Below are 14,883 nucleotides of genomic sequence, written 5' to 3'. Positions count from 1 at the left end.
CGCTATACGTTGAAAGTGGCAAGGAGTGAGTACTTCTCTTCCGCTCTGATCGTCCGCTCTGGACAGACAAGCCCTGCACGAGGCGCAACGCGCCGCCCAAGCCGATGCACGACGACCGGCAGCCCTCCCCCCCCGGCACGCCGGCGCGACATCCGGCCCGCCGGCCCGGCGTACCCCGTGCGAGGATCCCGTTCCACCGGCCAGGAGGAGACATCGGAAAGGTCGTTCGTTCCCATTCCCCAGCCCGGAAGAGCTCGTTGACCAGTCTGCGAGGAAGGAACTCGGCCCACCGTGTCCTGCGTGACTTCCGATTCCAACTGATCACGCACGGGCTGGATGAGCGGTTCCTGGAGGAGGCGCTGGCCCGGCTGTCGTAGGCCGGGCTGCGTGAAGTCCCCGCAGTCCGTGTCCTGCCATGCGCCTGGGCCGAAGCCGCGTGAGCATGTGGTCGACGCCGGATATGTCACTACCGCCCACGTCCTGCCCGCCCGCGATGGCCAACGGCATTGACCTGGTCGGCCCCGTCGGCACCGACACCCACCACACGGACGCACAGGCGCCGGACCTGACCCAGGCCGCTTCCACGACGGACTGGGAGGCAAGGAAAGTCATCTGCCCCAGGGCATGTCCAGTGCCGACTGGTCCCAACAACGCAAGGCCGGCGGCACCCCCGTCGTCCGGGTGCACTTCGCGCTCGCCGACGGCATCGCCTGCCCGCTGAAAGCGAGGTGCACCAAGGCAGCCAACGGCAAGTGGGGCCGCAGCCTCACCCCGCCGCTCGGCTCGGTTCCGACAATCCTCATGGACTGTGACTTCCCGGTGACTCCGTCGTTGGTCCGGTCGTGACGAGAGCAACGTTGCGCCGTCGCCTTGCGGCAGCGCTCGCGTGTCCGTTGTCCCTTCTCTTGGCGGTTGCGGCCACCACCTCCGCCTACGCCGGCAGCAAACCACCGGGCGGCACCCGCGAAGGTGGCTACGCCGCCCTGGGCGATTCGTTCGCCTCGGGAGTGGGCGCCGGTGAGTCCAGCGGCGACTGCCGCCGGAGCCCGGACGCGTACCCCGCTCTGTGGGCCGACGCCCACCCCCGCGGACCGTTCGACTTCGCCGCCTGTTCGGGCGCGAATATCGACGATGTCATCACCTCACAGCTCCCCGGCCTCAGCCCTCGCACGACACTGGTGAGCATCACCGTGGGTGGCATTGACGTCGGTTTCAGCGACGTCATGAAGACCTGCGTCATGAGCAGCGAGAGTTCCTGCCTGGAGAGCGTTGCCCGCGCCGAACAAGCCATGGACGACACACTGCCGGGGGATTACGACGTCCTCCTGCGAAGCGTCCAGAAGGCGGCGCCTCGTGCCCGTGTGGTCGTACTCGGCTATCCACATCTGTATGCCGACCGTGCCTGCCTCACCGGACTGGTGACACAGAGGAAACAGTCAGCGCTCAATGCGGCGGCCGACCACCTCGACCACGTCATCGCTGACCGCGCGCGTGCGCATACGGGGGTCGCCTTCGCCGACGTGCGGCCGGCATTTGCCGGACACGGGATCTGCTCCGACGACTCATGGATCAATCCCCCGTCGCTGCTCACCGCAGACGTGGCGTACCACCCCACCGCACGGGGTCAGCTCAGGGGCTATCTCCCTGCCCTGGAAGCAGCGCCCGAGCCCTGACGGGCTGTCACCTCGTTCGCCGTCTCGACGTCTCCTGGAACTCGGCGTACCGGGAGCGGTCAGCCGATGCCACGCCGGGCTCAACTGGCCGATGAGAAGGCTCAGTTCCACCGCCTGACTGAGCGTTCTGTCGGCCAGTGGCCGTGGTAACGGGGTGGCGGATTCGCGCTGTATACGGCTGGGGTGGAGCGTTTCTACCGTGCAGTCCGAGCGTGTGGGTTCGTCGGTGTATGCATGGGAGGGACGGTGGCGGGGATGCCGCGAGTTTCGCAGGATGCGGTCTGTGCGCAGGAGGCCGCCGTCAGAGCCCGGTTCGCGCTCTTTCCGTCGGTGCATGTAGCCGATGGCAGGGTGGTGCACTTGGTCGGGGACGGTCAGGTACCGGAGCGCGACCGGAGCGATCCGGTCGAGGCCGCGCTGGCCTTCCAGGAGCAGGGTGCCAGGTGGCTGCACCTGGTGATGGCCGAAGAGGAGGACGGGGGGCTCGATCTCGGGCAGGCCCGGCGCGTCATCGAGGCCGTCGGCATCGACGTCCAGCTGATGTGCCGGGCCGGCGTCAACGACGAAGCCACCCTGGAACGGGCGTTGGCCACCGGATGCGCTCGCTTCAATCTCGGCCGCAGCGCCCTGACTGACCTCCACTGGTGCGCCGAGGTGGTCGCCCGGTACGGCGAGCGGATCGGCATCAGCTTGCCCGTCCGCGTGACCGACCGCGGCCCGCGACTGGCCGGGCCGGGGCGAGGCACGGACGCCGGAGACCTGTGGAAAGCACTCAACGTGCTCGACGGTGCCGGCTGCACCCGCTACGTGGTCACCGACGTCAGCAGGGAAGGCAGCCTCTACAGCCCCAACCTGCGCCTCTTCAGGGACGTGTGCGACCGGACCGCCGCTGCCGTGCTGGCCGCGGGTGGCATCGCCACCCTGGACGACCTGCGTACGGTGGCCGCGCTGGCCCCGCACGGAGTCGAAGGCGCCCTCATCGGCCGCGCCCTGTACTCCGGGGCCCTCACCTTCTCCCAAGCGCTGGCCTGCGTGACCACCAGCGTGTAGCACGTGTGTCGCCGGGCCCAGGGCCCCGGCCCGACCGACGCGCAACGGCCAACAACAACGCTCAGCCACAGTGCGTATGTCCTGTGACAGTGGCGACCGAGCGTTCTCACTGAATCTCGATCAGTGAGCTTGGAGGAGGACCCATATGTGAGGACCCATATGCGCACCACGATCCACGCATCATCCGCGCCGCGTTCGCCGCTACCGAGCCCATCGCCCGTAGCGCCCTCTCCCGGATGTCCGTCTGCTGACGGCTCTGTTCCGGGCGATCGACTCCGGCGCCGCGACGCGGATCCGCTACGTGAAGGCGGACGGCACCGAGTCGACCCGGGGCATCGAACCACGGATTGCGGCCGACTTGCCTGGCGCTCGGCGTACCTGCATCCGCCTGGATCTATTCCTGGGGAAGCTCAGCTGTCCAGAAGCAAGGAGCCGCTGAAGACTTTTTGAAGGCCTTCGGTGATCGGGGCAGTTCCGATCCGAGCGGATCCGGAATCGGGCCTGTAGCCGTCGTCGGCGTTGGCGGTGCCAGTTCCAAGGATGATCAGTACTGAGGTCGCTACTGCTGCAGCGAGAGCGGTCAGGCGCTTCATGAGGGACCTCCACTCGTCAAGGCGACTTATCGGCAGGATCATTCGCCATCCTTCCCTCCTCCTACCCGAACCGCCTCCAGCAGGCGGCCATGTCACTCCAACGCTGCGCCGGTGCTACGTGGGCAAGTCCGGCTCAGGGGCGTCGTGGCCTTGTTGGTCGTGCGGCATCACACCGTGTGTTCGCCGGGCCGCGAAGGCGCCCTTGCCTGGTTCCGCGTCCAGCGGTTGCAGGAGCTGGACCGTGGCGTGTGCCTTTCGCGGGGTCGGTAGCGGTAGGCGTGGCTCGTCGACATCGACCACAGTCCACGAGGGTGAGGAGGCGCTCATCCAGGTCACGCGTGATCGTGAGGTCGGTGCGCTGGCCTGCACGGTTACGGACACCCGTAATGACACATGCCTTTGCCGTATGTGCCCCGCAGCTCGCATATGAGCCTGGAGTCGAGGCAGTGCCCGACTTCTCTCTCCCGCCACCAGCGAACCCCTCACATTCGCCCTCGCCTACGCCTGCCGCGACCCTCTCCTCGTCATACAGCCCTGGGGCGAAGTTGAGACCGCAACCGCCTGATCGAAGTCGAAGTCGGTGGGCTGCGAGCTCTCCACTTCATCAGCTACAGCAAGAAGTCCATCGCCGTACTGGCATTTGACCTCGTCACCCGACAGTGCCCAGGTGGCCGCAGCCAGACTGAGCCCTACCCATGAAGGGTGGGGCTCCCTTCTCAGCTCCCGCCCGCACTTCGATAGCGGCACTCTCACGGACGCGCCAACACAAGGATCACACAGTGGACTTGAAGCACCGATCGCCGATCGGAGACGCCGGATCCCAACCGCGCCAGCGGATCCCGCCGCCCCAGCCCGACCCGCAGCCGAAGCCCGACCAAAAGTGCCCCAGGTCGGCGCCCCCGAATCCACCGGGGCGAACGACCATCTCGACCTGCTCTGTCCGGTCTACCTGCTCCGTCCGGGCCATCCCCCCATCCTGGATCCACCGACTTCGACGCCCAGTTCGCCATCGGCATCCGCGTCCCCGCGTCCCCGACATCTGGCACTCCTGGGATGCCGACACCGACGCAGCCCACAACGGCTCTGGCTCGCCGATGGCCAAGCCACCTCATGGGCCGCCATCGACTACGACGGCCGGCAGAAATGCACAGGTCCGCGTCTCCAGCACGGGCCACGACTCCTCTGGGACGAAACCGAAACCGCCCACCAGCAATGGGACCACGCCGACCGGCCCGCGGCCGAACGCCACGGACTCACCGCCCGACCACACGGACACCAGCACTGGATCGGCCAACCCGACAACCCGGCACCGACCCTCATCTGACCTCGACGAGGTCGACTCCGCCACGTCAAATCGCACCCCGGTTCGATCGGCGACGTATCATCAAAGGCGACGGGGAATCACGGTACTCGCGGGAATCGCGGTACTCGTGGGGTCGCTTATCCAACCGTCGCGAGTTCGGGGTGGGGGAAGGCGGGATTGGGCTCTCTCCGTGCTCGCCGAGGCCAAAGCTCGGGCCTGCTGCCGGTACCTATGTGGCGGGCTGTGACTCAGCTACGACGATGTAGAACGTTACCGTCGCGAGGAAGGGGCCGCTGGCAAGGTGCTCCAGCCACCTGTGTGCCGCCTCCTCGGTGAGGTATCCGGCGGCCAGGGCGCGCTGTGTAGTGCGCTCCAATCCAAGGATCTTGTCAGCCTCCTGGACGTCACGAAGCACAGGAGTCACCGGGATGACCGTAGGCACCGCGAATCCGGCCTCTGCTGCCAGACGAGGAAGCTGCATGCCGATGCGAGCATTACGGATGACTCTGTCGGTGACGTACCGGGTATAGGCGCGCGACAGGTCACCGTCCGGGTGATCGACGGTCAGGGTGCCCCAGTCGGGCTCGCCCATGACGACCCGTCCGCCGGACCGTAGAACGCGGCGGATCTCGTAGAGCGCCCTGACAGGATCGGCCACGTGCTGCAGAACCCGGTCGGTGCGAGCACGGTCGGCCATGCGGTCGGACAGCGGCAGATCGTGGATGTCGCCGAGCTGAACGGTGACGGTGCGCTGCTCGGCCGTGCGCTCGCCGGCAGCATCGACCGCAGCCTGGTCGTGGTCGACACCGATCACCCTGCCTGTCGCGGTGACAGCCTCGGCAAGCCTGCCGAGATCGGTGCCCGGGCCGCAGCCGAGATCGAGGACCGTTTGTCCCGGGCGGATTTCAAGCGCGTTGAGCATGCGTCCCTTATAGGAACGGCCCAGGTCGGTCGCAGCGAGCCGATCGAGGTAGACATGCGCATCGGGGGCGACAGACTCGAAGAGAGTTGAGGTCATGGGCACCAGTCAATCAACTTACGCAAGCCGACACGGTCCCCGGGGGTTTTCGGAGTCGACCGGACTCTGCCCTCCGGCAGTGGCCCCGGTGCAATCGCCGGCCCGTCTCTCCAGCACCCCCGGGTACAACGGTTCAGCCGCCGCCCGGTGCAACCCCCGGGCCGGGCGGGCTCAGTCCTGCGGGTTCGAGCCGCCCGAATCCAGGTTCCGGCGGTTCAGGCAAGGCACTCACCTTGGGTCGCCCGGGGGTACGTCCCCTGGGCGCTCCGACCTCAGCTGGGCCATCGACTGGCACCACCGCTCTCCGGGCGGGCGCGACAGATCTCCGCACGTGCCTGGTGAGGCGGGGAACCACGGGAAGTCACTGTGTGACTGCCGTCGGCCGCAACATCCCGGCCCCCGCACGAGGCGGGTGCCGGGAGGGAACAGCAGCGAGAACTCACAGGCCGCCGACGCCGACGCCTTCGTTGCCGTTGCGGCCGATGCCGCCGACACCGACGGTGGCGCAGGCATCGATGCCGCCGACGCCGACGCCGACGTCACGGCCGCCGTCGCCGATGCCGCCGACGCCGACCCCGACGCCGTGGCCGCAGCCGTGGTCGTGGCCGCCGCCTTGCGCTTGCTGGGTGACGGCCGCATGGGCCTGGGATTGGTCGGGCGCGGCACTGGCTATACCGGCGCTCAGGAGGCCCGTGACGGCGGTAGCGGCCAGTACCGTGGCAATCGAGCGGAACATGATCAGATCCTTTCGCTTCCCCCCTCTTGTCCCGTTCATCCTCACCGCCGCCGGACGGTTCTGCCGGTCGGCGCGGGCCATCACGGTGACATCGCCCGGTGTCAGTTCCAGCCCAAAGCCTCTCCGCCCTGCGCTGCGTGGGGCATGCTCAGCCAACGCTCCCGGCCACATGTCGCGGTGCCGAACCCTCACGGAGGTGCGACTGCGACCGTGCGCGGCCTGGGCTGCCGCGATCGCCTGCCGGGCAGCAGGCACACCCATGAGGCAAGGTGGAAGACGGCTCTGACGCCCCCCGATCCCCGGCCGCGTGCGACTGGTCCGCAGCAGTGCGCGCGCCCCTGTCGTCGCGGGGGAGGGACACCGCTAGTCGGGCGGTTCGATGGACCTCAGCCGCCGCGCTGAGGCTGATCTTGCCTGCGTCGCCAGCACGAGGACGCTGCCCTGTGTTGGCACACAGGGCAGCGGTAGGCGTAGGCGAGGGAGAGGTGCCCCATGCCGCGACGTCCAGGCCGAGGCAGCCCATGGTCGGCTGCCGCAGCGGTGCGGCGTGCAGGAGGGCGACGAGCCGTGCGAGGTCGCTGCCGACGTTGGGACGGGCAGACCGCTCGTTGTCGTCCAGGAGTAATCCGGCGCGGTGTGCGGCGTCCGCGGCGAGTGTGCCCATAGCCGGGACGGCGGCACGGCGGAGCACGGGCGTTGCAGCGGTGGTGGGGGCGGGAGCCGGAAGTGAGGCGTCCCGGGGCCCGGCTGGGGCCCGGCGGGCGTGCATTTATTCAGGTGCTGATGGGTGCTGATCGCAGCTTCCCGTGAGTTCGGGTTGCGGGAGCCTTGGGTGCTCGACGAGGCGTCCGCATGCAAAGCCCCGGCTCCCTTCGCGATCTACCCGAAGTGCCCCCAGCGCATCGCGATGATCAGCAGTACACCAGCAGCAGAGAACGCGATTCCGGCGACGATTGTTCGGGCAGTCGGACACCGCAGCCTGGGGTCTGCGCCCCCACCAGCCAGATTCCGCCGAACACCAGCAGCAGGCCGGCGATCTCGGCGAGGAGAAGGCCGGTGTGAGGCGTCAAAGCAAGGCCCATGCCCGGAATCGTCCCGCCTCGGTGCGCCGGTTTCGAGGAGGCGGGGGCACCGCTACAGGTGCAGATCACAGCGGCACCCCTGACCCGCCACGGTCATTGCGCATGTTCCGCGAACACGACGAAGATTTGCTGTGTGTGATGGAGGTGAAGCGAGCCCCGGCCGCCCGGTAAGGGGCTCATGTGCTTCTGCCGGGGCGGAGGTTGATGGCGGGGAGCACCCTCTTGCCTGGGACTGCCGCATGCCGGTCGCTTCGGCATGAGCGGCTTCTTTGATGACGGGTCCTGGCCTGGGCTGAGGGGTTTGACGGCTCGTCGACGGGAGGTGGGGGCGAGATGGGAGGGCATGCAGGCGGGTCTCGACAGGGCACGGGATACCTTCGGCTCGCGACCCGTGACGGTAGCTTTCCCGACACGAGTCGCCGCTCTCCCGACCGGATCAGTGCATCCCTTCTTCCTTCTTCTCTTCCTGCCGTGTGGTCCTGGTTTGTGGGTGCGGGGCGGGGCGCGTGCCGGGTGTGGCGGGGGCGCTGCGGCGGTGTCGCGATCCTCGAACCAGTCGGTCCACAGTGAGTAGGTGACAGCCTCGGCGTCCCGCCCCGCCTCCAGCCGCCGGCGATGGCCTTCCCACAACACGTCGACCGGCAGGGGACCTTCCGGACCTCGGTCCGCGAACCGGATCTCGCATGTCACCCAGTAGTCGTGGAGGAGATCCAGCAGCTTGAAGGCCAGCCGCACCTGCTCGGTCACGTCCAGGGACTCGTCGGCCAACACCTCGCCAGCCTACGAGTCCGAATCTCGTTATCAGTGAGCGGTCGGCCCGGCCCCTCGACGTCGGCTCACCCGTCACCGGCCTCGACAACGCCTCGCTCGGCGAGCCAACGCCGCGCGTCCTCCACGGCTTGCATGTCCATGCAGAAGCATGACAAATCGCGGGGCGTGTCCGACCGCCATGAGTGACTCCCGAACTCATCGCCATTGATCATGGCGGCGGCACACGTGACGACTCCCGAAGTCGTCAACAAGCGACCGCTGTTCTCGCCTCCACAGCCAGTCGACCAGCCCGCGGACGCGGAAGGGGAACGATGGCCGGAGAGGACCTATGCTTCCGCAGCTTCGCCGCCCTCGCCTTCGCCCTCTTCCTCAGCGGGCAGCGCCTCCGCCTGGGCGGCGACGACCTGCAGCACCGCCGTGTCCTCGTCGACCGCCAGTGAGACACCGGCCGGCAGCTCGATGCCCTGGGCGTAGATGGTGCTTCCGGCCTCCAGACCCGCGATCGAAACGGTCACGGACTCCGGGATGTTGGTGGCTTCGGCCTCGACCGGCAGCGTGTTCAGCAGGTGCTCCAGCAGGTTGCCGCCCGGGGCCAGCTCGCCCTCGGTGTGGATCGGCAGCTCGACCTGGACTTTCTCGCCCTTCTTCACGGTCAGGAAGTCCACGTGCACCAGGAACCTGCGGATCGCCTCACGCTGCACCGCCTTCGGGATCACCAGCTCGCTCTTGCCGTCGATGTCCAGACGGATCAGCGCGTTGGGGGTCTTCAAGGCCATCATCAGCGCGTGGCTGTCGATCGCCACGTGCTTCGGCTCGGCTCCGTGACCGTAGACGACACCCGGGACCATGCCGTCCCGACGAAGACGGCGGGCCGCCCCCTTGCCGAAATCGGTCCGCAACCCGGCGGCGAGCTTCACCTCAGCCATTTCTGCACTCCTCGTACAACTCGTAAGACACTGGGCGATCGTTACCCGGCCGAACTGCTACGAAGAGCGCGTCGATTACGGAGCCGCCACACGCCACGACAGCGTTGCGACCTCCCTCGCCGAGCAACTCGAAGAGCGTATCCAGGGCGAGTGCCTCATATCGTCAAATTCGGCCCTCGACGCGCCGGGCAAATGAGGTCAGTCGGTGACATTCACGACGCACGCCACGCGGCGGACAGAGTGGCAACCGCCGTTCTCGTCAAGGCTCGGCGATCCCAGGCCGCTCGATCACTCCCTGAACCGGTGGGCTGGACGGTGACTTGCGCCTGTTCCCATGCCGCGACTCTGATCGCTCCCTGCACCCGTGGGCGGGACGCGACCCAGGCCCGCGGCGCCGGTGAGAGCGGTGCTCGCTCCCTGCACCCGTGGGCTGGACACTTTGTGACCTGCCGTTTCAGAACAGCTTCGCCTGTTCGTGGTTGGGGTTGGGAGCGTCGGCGGATTGCTCCGCCGAGGTAGCGCAGGCCCGGAAGGCCATGCGTTTTCCCGCTTCGTTGGTGGAGGGGCAGGCGCGCCGCTGACCCCCGCCCCCGGCGGCGTCCGCCGGGGGCGGGGCGGGCACTGTAAGCCCCAGATCGAGGCGTTTGTTCCCGTCCAGGCGGGGTGTGCCGTACGGGTTTACGTTGGACCAGAACAGGGCGGTCAGGCCGCGCCGGTCCTCGTCGCTCAGCCTCTTCGCTCACGCCGGTTCGGTCAGGACCTGTTGCACCAGCTGGGTGTTGAGTGGACGAGCGCCGACTGGAGCCAGTGCAGCGCGAGCATCGAAGTCTCGGCATGCTTCTTGTCCGGGCCGGTCAGGGCACCGTCTTTGCCGTACTGGAGCATGGTGTTAGCGCTGTTCCAGTTCTCGACGACCTGGAGCCCGCAGTGGATCTCGCGGTGCAGTCCGGGGCCGGCGAGGTAGTCGCAGGCGAAGACCGTGCGGACGGCGCGGGCCCGTTCGTGTTCGGGGGTGGTTGACCGGAGGTGGGTGCCGGCCTCCGGCCGCGTGTTGGTGGGTGGGGCCGGCGCTGAGTGCCCGACTGTCGTCGTGGGAGTGGGGAGGGTGTCGGTGTCGGCTTCGGCTGCCGCGGGGGTTCGGGCTGCGGGGGGGGGGGGGGGGGGGCCGGTTGGGGAGTGTGGTTGTGGCCGATTGGGTGGCGCATGGAGTGGGGTGTGTGCTGCGCCGGGGCGGCTGCAGGCATTTGGGCTGGTGCGGTGTCACGGGATTCCTGGTCAGTTGGGTGCGTCGACCGTGACAGGCTGTTGATTCGGGAGAGTTGCATTCGGCCTGTTGTGTCCTGCCGATGGTGTCTGTGTCTTCGCTTCGGCTTTGACTTCGGCCGCGTACCGGTCGATGTACTCCTGTTCCGACAGCTTCATGATCGCGTACATGATCTCGTCCGTGACTGCCCGCAGGATCTCGCGGGATTCCTCCATCCCGGCGTACCGGGAGAAGTTCAGCGGTGCCCCGAAGCGGATGGTCAGTGGTGTGGGACGGGGTAGCCGCCGTCCGGCCGGTTGGGCTTCGAAGGTGCCGATCACGGCGCAGGGAATTACGGGTGCCCCTGCTCGCAGGGCCATTGCGGCCACACCGACCTTGCCCTTGTACATCCGTCCGTCGTGCGAACGAGTCCCTTCGGGGAAGATGCCGAGCAACTCGCCTGAGCGCAGGACCTTCAGGCCCGCTTCGACTCCTGCTTGGCCTGCGTCCTTCCCCGAGCGATCCACCGGGATCTGCCCGCAGCTGCGGAAGAAGCCGCGGGTGAGGGCGCCCTTGATGCCTCGTCCGGTGAAGTACTCCTGCTTGCACAGGTAGGTGAGTTTGCGCTTGGTCACGGCCACCGTCAGGAACTGGTCGCAGAAGGACAGATGGTTTCCTGCGATGACCGCGGGGCCGGTTTTCGGGAGGTGTTCCATCCCTTCGACCCGCAGTCGTAAGAGCCACCGGAACAACGGCACTACCAGTACGACTCTGACAAGCCGGTAGACCATGGCAGCGATCCTTTCTCCATGCCCCCGTGACTGGTGAACCTTGTGCCGGGGCACAGTACTTGTTGGTAGGGATCACTGGGGAGAGTGCAGAATGAGCCACCCGAGCCGTGGTGTTGCTTCCGGAACGTGGTGCTGCCCACCTCGCCGCCCGGTCACCACCTGATCTTTGCGTGGTTGGGTGGTGGTTGGTTTCGGTCACTCGAAGGATCTCTTCGGTCCGTCGGCTCCGGTCGGCGGTTCTGTCCATGACTGCCGCGGTGAAGTCCTGGAATTCCGGGAGGCCGTGCAGCGGTGTGGGATCCGCTTGTCATGAGTATGTGGCAGGAGCCGTCGGCCGCTTGGGTCAGTTGCAGTCAATGTTGGGACTGGCCACATTGTGGGCGGAGCAGAACGCGCCGCATGCTGCCCGGCGTCCGCACTTCAAGTGGGCCGGAAGTGCACTGTCGTTGCTCTGTGGGCGGATTGCCGGCAGGCATCGCCGGTGCGTCCGTCCCTTTCAACCGGCAACTGGTTGTTGGTTGCGTGACGCGCATGGGGACGGGGCAGCGGGGCGCGATGGCTGGCCGGGCTCGTCTGCCGCCGACGCATCAGCTCCGGCCGCTTGTGGGGCGGGGTCTCCCGGTTTTTGTGTGCCGTGATGGTGGTCGGTCGTTTGGTGATGGGGTTCGGTGGTGTTGCTTCGGTCGTGTCGATGGGCGGGGCTGTGCCTGATGGGTCTCGGGTGCCGGCCTGTTGGTTCGCGGGTTGTCCGATTCGTGCGTGGCAGTGGTGCATACACCGAGGGGGTGGCTGGGTCCGGCCTGGGCTTTGTGGACAAGGTCCGCCGCGTTGGTCTCGCACGCCGGGCGATCGTCGGCCCGTTGGCCTTTCGTGCCGGGGCCGGGGGTGGTTGGCAAGGGGGGCGAACGCGTCAGGGGGTGTGTGGTTTCGGTCAGTTGGGGTTGAGAGGTATCAAGGAGGCGCATCGTTTCTCCACAAGCGGAAGCATGTTCGCCTTGTGTTTGCCTATCGTCTGTCTCTGCTTCCCGTTCCTCAGGATCTTCGGCCTTCGTATTGATAGGGAGTGCAGTCATGGAGTCGTTTCGGCATCTTGCCGCCCACCTCGGGCTCGATGTCGCCGCCGTCGGCGTGCTGACCTTCGCGATCTACTTTCCGCGGCATCGTCGGCGTGACCTGGTGCCGGCGTATCTGGCCCTGAACACCGGCCTGTTCACCGTCGTGACCGCTCTCGCCGAGGTGCGCGGTGCCGGGGGAGCGGCCTTGGGCTTCGGTCTCTTCGGTGTGCTGTCGATCGTCAGACTTCGCTCCGATGCTGTGCAGCACGAGGAAGTCGCCTACTACTTCACCACCCTGGTCCTGGGGCTGCTCTGCGGGCTGCCGAGATTGCCGTTCGCGCTCACGGCCGGGCTGTGCGCCACCCTGCTCCTCATCGTCTGGGCAGCCGACAGCCCCCGCCTCCTGGCCGGTACCCGGCGTGCCGTCGTCACCCTCGACACCGTCCATGAAGACCCTGCCGCCCTGCGGGCTGACCTCGTCCGTCGCCTGGGCGAGCCCTTGCACTGGACGGTCATGGAAGTCGACTTCGTGCGGGATCTCACCGTCGTCGACGTCCGCTACCGCGAGCCTGGAGCGACCTCGGCCGACCGGGGCGCTGTGCCTGCCGCCGGATCCGTCCCCCGGACCACGCCTGCCTGGGAGGCTGTATGACCGCCGTGCCGCTCTGTTCCGTCACGCTGGTTCGCTCCGCTGTGCCTGCTGCCGGATCCGCCGCCCGGACCACGCCCGCTGGGGAGGCCGTATGACCACCGCACCACTCCGCTCCGCCGGACCGGTCCCTTCCACCGGACCGCTCTGCTCGGCCGGGCTGTCCCGCTCTGCCGCACCGGCTACGGCGCCGCCGGACACCGCCGCGGTCCGCGCCATCAGCGATGCCGCACATGGTGCCGGTTCCGTCTCGCTCGAGGAGCTCAATGAACGGGCTGCTCTCCTGGCACGTTTCGATCACAGCTATCTCGTGCCCGCGGACACCTTCCTGCGCATCGTTGGCCGGCTGACTGACCCGCGCCGGCCTCAGGGGCCCTTCCGAGCCCTGGCCATCGACGGTCGGCGTGCCTTCCGATACCACTCCGTCTACTACGACACCCCCGACCTGCGCTCCTTTCACGATCACCGGCAGGGCCGTCGGCTCCGTTTCAAGATCCGCGAACGGGTCTATGCGGACACGGGGGAGCGGCAGTTCGAGATCAAACTCAAGGGGCCGCGCGGCGACACCGTCAAACGTCGACGTCCGCTGACCGGGGCCGGTACCCCGCTCGACCCCGACTGCCGAGGATTCCTGGCCGAGACCCTGCACACCGCGTACGGCATCGGCGCCCCGTCCGCCCTCGAACCGTCCTTGAGCACCGACTACCTTCGCGCCACCTTCGTGGCGGACGGTGAGCGCATCACCTGCGATGCGGCGCTGGTCTGCGACGACCTGCGCACCCGACGCACCGTGCGGTGCGCGGACGCCCTCGTGCTCGTCGAGACCAAGACCACCGGGCATCTCACCGAGGCGGACCGCCTGTTGCACGCCCATGGGATACGACCCGCTGTCTTCACCAAGTACTGCGGTGCCTTCGCCGCACTACGTCCCGCGCTGCCGGCCAACCGCTGGCGTCGCGCCGCCCGCGGCGCCTTCGGCCAGGCCGCCCCTGAGCCGGTGTGCTGAGCGGCTGGTGAAAGACGGCGGTAGGCAGCGCCCGTCGCCGGGAGAGTTCTGCGGCCGGGAGGGACGTGCGCCCTTTCGGCCGCAGACGGGCCCACCGCTCGCCGTCCGACCAGACGCCTCACCCGCGCCGACCCGTCGGACCAAGCTGCCGATGACCCGGCATGACCTGCTCGCGCAAACTGCCTGACTTGCACATCGGTCTTCGGGCCGTCCTACTCCGACACCGATACCTTCACGATCCCCCGCCACTGTCGCGCCGTAAAACCATTCAGCTGCCCGTGAGTTGAACCTCAGACGCGACCCACCCAAGCTCGGACTTCGCCTGCGGTCCCGCTCGCCCGCAGCGTCAGGTGCGCCCTGGGGGCGGTGCGGAGCGGTGAGCGTAGTCGCGGGAGGAGATGATCTGTCCGTCGCGGACGCGCATCACGAAGACACAGGCGATGTTGATCGGTTCATCTGTCGCCACTACCCGGCCCCGGTAGGTGAACTCAGCAATGATCACCTCGGGGTCGGCCGTCTCGTGGATCAGCACGTCCTCTGTGCGCAAGTCGAATTCGCGGGTGAAGGTCCGACTGAAGTGTTCCCTCAGCTCGTCGCGGCCGCGCAGAAACCGCTCCGGTGAGTCCATGGGAGCCAAGGGGTGCTCCACGACGGCGTCTTCGGCGTACAGCTCGGGCAGCTTGGTGAACTCGCGGTGCGCGACACCGTGGATCAGCCGCGCAAACACCGAGCGCGGCGAGGTCGGCTCGGACATACGAGCACCCTATCGGGCCAGTCATTGCCGAACCGCCCTGGTCGGCATCTTCGGTTTTCGCCCGGCTACGACTTCGGCTTACCGAGCGCCCGGGATCGCCAACAGGTACCAGCGCGAAACGCCAGCCGTGCGACCCTGGCGACCAGCGACTCTCCGCAGAGCGCAGAGCGCCGGCGCTCTGCACCGTGCGGGGCCTGTCCGCGTAAGGTGAGGGCCCGGATGATCGTCCGGTC

Annotated in this window: 13 protein-coding genes; 5 read left to right on the top strand and 8 right to left on the bottom strand. The window is 67.7% G+C overall.

Annotated features, from left to right (window positions below; translation table 11 throughout):
- Positions 1 to 624: 624 nt before the first annotated feature.
- The 3 genes from RZ84_RS01390 (at position 625) to RZ84_RS01380 (ending at position 2,723) form a co-directional block, all read left to right on the top strand.
- A complete protein-coding gene (locus RZ84_RS01390; RefSeq protein ID WP_043262769.1) occupies positions 625 to 846 on the top strand; it encodes a hypothetical protein in 222 nt (73 codons plus the stop codon).
- Complete coding sequence (locus tag RZ84_RS01385) at positions 843 to 1,673, top strand: SGNH/GDSL hydrolase family protein (RefSeq protein ID WP_277816860.1); 831 nt, start codon at positions 843 to 845, stop codon at positions 1,671 to 1,673. The genes RZ84_RS01390 and RZ84_RS01385 overlap by 4 nt, the downstream gene beginning before the upstream one ends.
- Positions 1,674 to 1,907: 234 nt before the next feature.
- Positions 1,908 to 2,723 (top strand): HisA/HisF-related TIM barrel protein, encoded by an 816-nt coding sequence (locus RZ84_RS01380; protein ID WP_347232719.1) that lies wholly within the window; start codon positions 1,908 to 1,910, stop codon positions 2,721 to 2,723.
- 410 nt (positions 2,724 to 3,133) lie between these two features.
- Here the strand turns inward: RZ84_RS01380 and RZ84_RS01375 are convergent, their stop codons facing one another.
- The 7 genes from RZ84_RS01375 to RZ84_RS01345 form a co-directional block, all read right to left on the bottom strand.
- On the bottom strand, positions 3,134 to 3,316 hold the full coding sequence (locus tag RZ84_RS01375; protein WP_157878739.1) for a hypothetical protein: 183 nt from the start codon (positions 3,314 to 3,316) through the stop codon (positions 3,134 to 3,136).
- Positions 3,317 to 4,848: 1,532 nt separating this feature from the next.
- Positions 4,849 to 5,637, bottom strand: a complete 789-nt coding sequence (locus RZ84_RS01365; RefSeq protein ID WP_043262765.1) for a methyltransferase domain-containing protein — start codon at positions 5,635 to 5,637, stop codon at positions 4,849 to 4,851.
- 439 nt (positions 5,638 to 6,076) lie between these two features.
- Positions 6,077 to 6,529 (bottom strand): hypothetical protein, encoded by a 453-nt coding sequence (locus tag RZ84_RS38700; protein ID WP_157878738.1) that lies wholly within the window; start codon positions 6,527 to 6,529, stop codon positions 6,077 to 6,079.
- 755 nt (positions 6,530 to 7,284) lie between these two features.
- On the bottom strand, positions 7,285 to 7,455 hold the full coding sequence (locus tag RZ84_RS38695; protein WP_157878737.1) for a hypothetical protein: 171 nt from the start codon (positions 7,453 to 7,455) through the stop codon (positions 7,285 to 7,287).
- A gap of 1,097 nt (positions 7,456 to 8,552) precedes the next feature.
- Positions 8,553 to 9,152 carry a 50S ribosomal protein L25/general stress protein Ctc gene (locus RZ84_RS01355; RefSeq protein WP_043262763.1) on the bottom strand — a complete coding sequence of 200 codons (600 nt, stop codon included), beginning with the start codon at positions 9,150 to 9,152 and terminating at the stop codon, positions 8,553 to 8,555.
- A gap of 753 nt (positions 9,153 to 9,905) precedes the next feature.
- A complete protein-coding gene (locus tag RZ84_RS01350; RefSeq protein WP_241777998.1) occupies positions 9,906 to 10,097 on the bottom strand; it encodes a Tn3 family transposase in 192 nt (63 codons plus the stop codon).
- A 330-nt stretch (positions 10,098 to 10,427) separates the two neighbouring features.
- Entirely contained in the window at positions 10,428 to 11,186 is a 759-nt protein-coding gene (locus RZ84_RS01345; RefSeq protein WP_078893485.1) for a lysophospholipid acyltransferase family protein, read from the bottom strand.
- 1,071 nt (positions 11,187 to 12,257) lie between these two features.
- On the opposite strand from RZ84_RS01345, the gene RZ84_RS01335 reads away from it, so the two are divergent.
- The gene (locus RZ84_RS01335) at positions 12,258 to 12,893 is read left to right on the top strand and encodes a DUF4956 domain-containing protein (RefSeq protein ID WP_043262761.1); all 636 of its coding nucleotides are present in this window, start codon (positions 12,258 to 12,260) and stop codon (positions 12,891 to 12,893) included.
- A gap of 91 nt (positions 12,894 to 12,984) precedes the next feature.
- Positions 12,985 to 13,896 (top strand): polyphosphate polymerase domain-containing protein, encoded by a 912-nt coding sequence (locus RZ84_RS01330; RefSeq protein ID WP_078893484.1) that lies wholly within the window; start codon positions 12,985 to 12,987, stop codon positions 13,894 to 13,896.
- 346 nt (positions 13,897 to 14,242) lie between these two features.
- On the opposite strand, the gene RZ84_RS01325 is transcribed toward RZ84_RS01330, so the two are convergent.
- Positions 14,243 to 14,650 (bottom strand): nuclear transport factor 2 family protein, encoded by a 408-nt coding sequence (locus tag RZ84_RS01325; RefSeq protein WP_052229673.1) that lies wholly within the window; start codon positions 14,648 to 14,650, stop codon positions 14,243 to 14,245.
- Positions 14,651 to 14,883 lie beyond the last annotated feature (233 nt).

The sequence above is a fragment of the Streptomyces sp. CT34 genome (genome assembly GCF_000805335.1).
Lineage (GTDB): Bacteria > Actinomycetota > Actinomycetes > Streptomycetales > Streptomycetaceae > Streptomyces.
The sequence above is the reverse complement of the archived record's forward strand: the minus strand, read 5'-3'. Positions and strand labels throughout refer to the sequence as shown.

What these genes read in the sequence shown, in the direction of transcription:
- RZ84_RS01390 (WP_043262769.1), top strand. Translation starts at nt 625, where the DNA reads ATGTCCAGTGCCGACTGGTCCCAACAACGCAAGGCCGGCGGCACCCCC.
- RZ84_RS01380 (WP_347232719.1), top strand. Translation starts at nt 1,908, where the DNA reads ATGGGAGGGACGGTGGCGGGGATGCCGCGAGTTTCGCAGGATGCGGTC.
- RZ84_RS01375 (WP_157878739.1), bottom strand. Translation starts at nt 3,316, where the DNA reads ATGAAGCGCCTGACCGCTCTCGCTGCAGCAGTAGCGACCTCAGTACTG.
- RZ84_RS01365 (WP_043262765.1), bottom strand. Translation starts at nt 5,637, where the DNA reads ATGACCTCAACTCTCTTCGAGTCTGTCGCCCCCGATGCGCATGTCTAC.
- RZ84_RS38695 (WP_157878737.1), bottom strand. Translation starts at nt 7,455, where the DNA reads ATGGGCCTTGCTTTGACGCCTCACACCGGCCTTCTCCTCGCCGAGATC.
- RZ84_RS01355 (WP_043262763.1), bottom strand. Translation starts at nt 9,152, where the DNA reads ATGGCTGAGGTGAAGCTCGCCGCCGGGTTGCGGACCGATTTCGGCAAG.
- RZ84_RS01345 (WP_078893485.1), bottom strand. Translation starts at nt 11,186, where the DNA reads ATGGTCTACCGGCTTGTCAGAGTCGTACTGGTAGTGCCGTTGTTCCGG.
- RZ84_RS01335 (WP_043262761.1), top strand. Translation starts at nt 12,258, where the DNA reads ATGGAGTCGTTTCGGCATCTTGCCGCCCACCTCGGGCTCGATGTCGCC.
- RZ84_RS01330 (WP_078893484.1), top strand. Translation starts at nt 12,985, where the DNA reads ATGACCACCGCACCACTCCGCTCCGCCGGACCGGTCCCTTCCACCGGA.
- RZ84_RS01325 (WP_052229673.1), bottom strand. Translation starts at nt 14,650, where the DNA reads ATGTCCGAGCCGACCTCGCCGCGCTCGGTGTTTGCGCGGCTGATCCAC.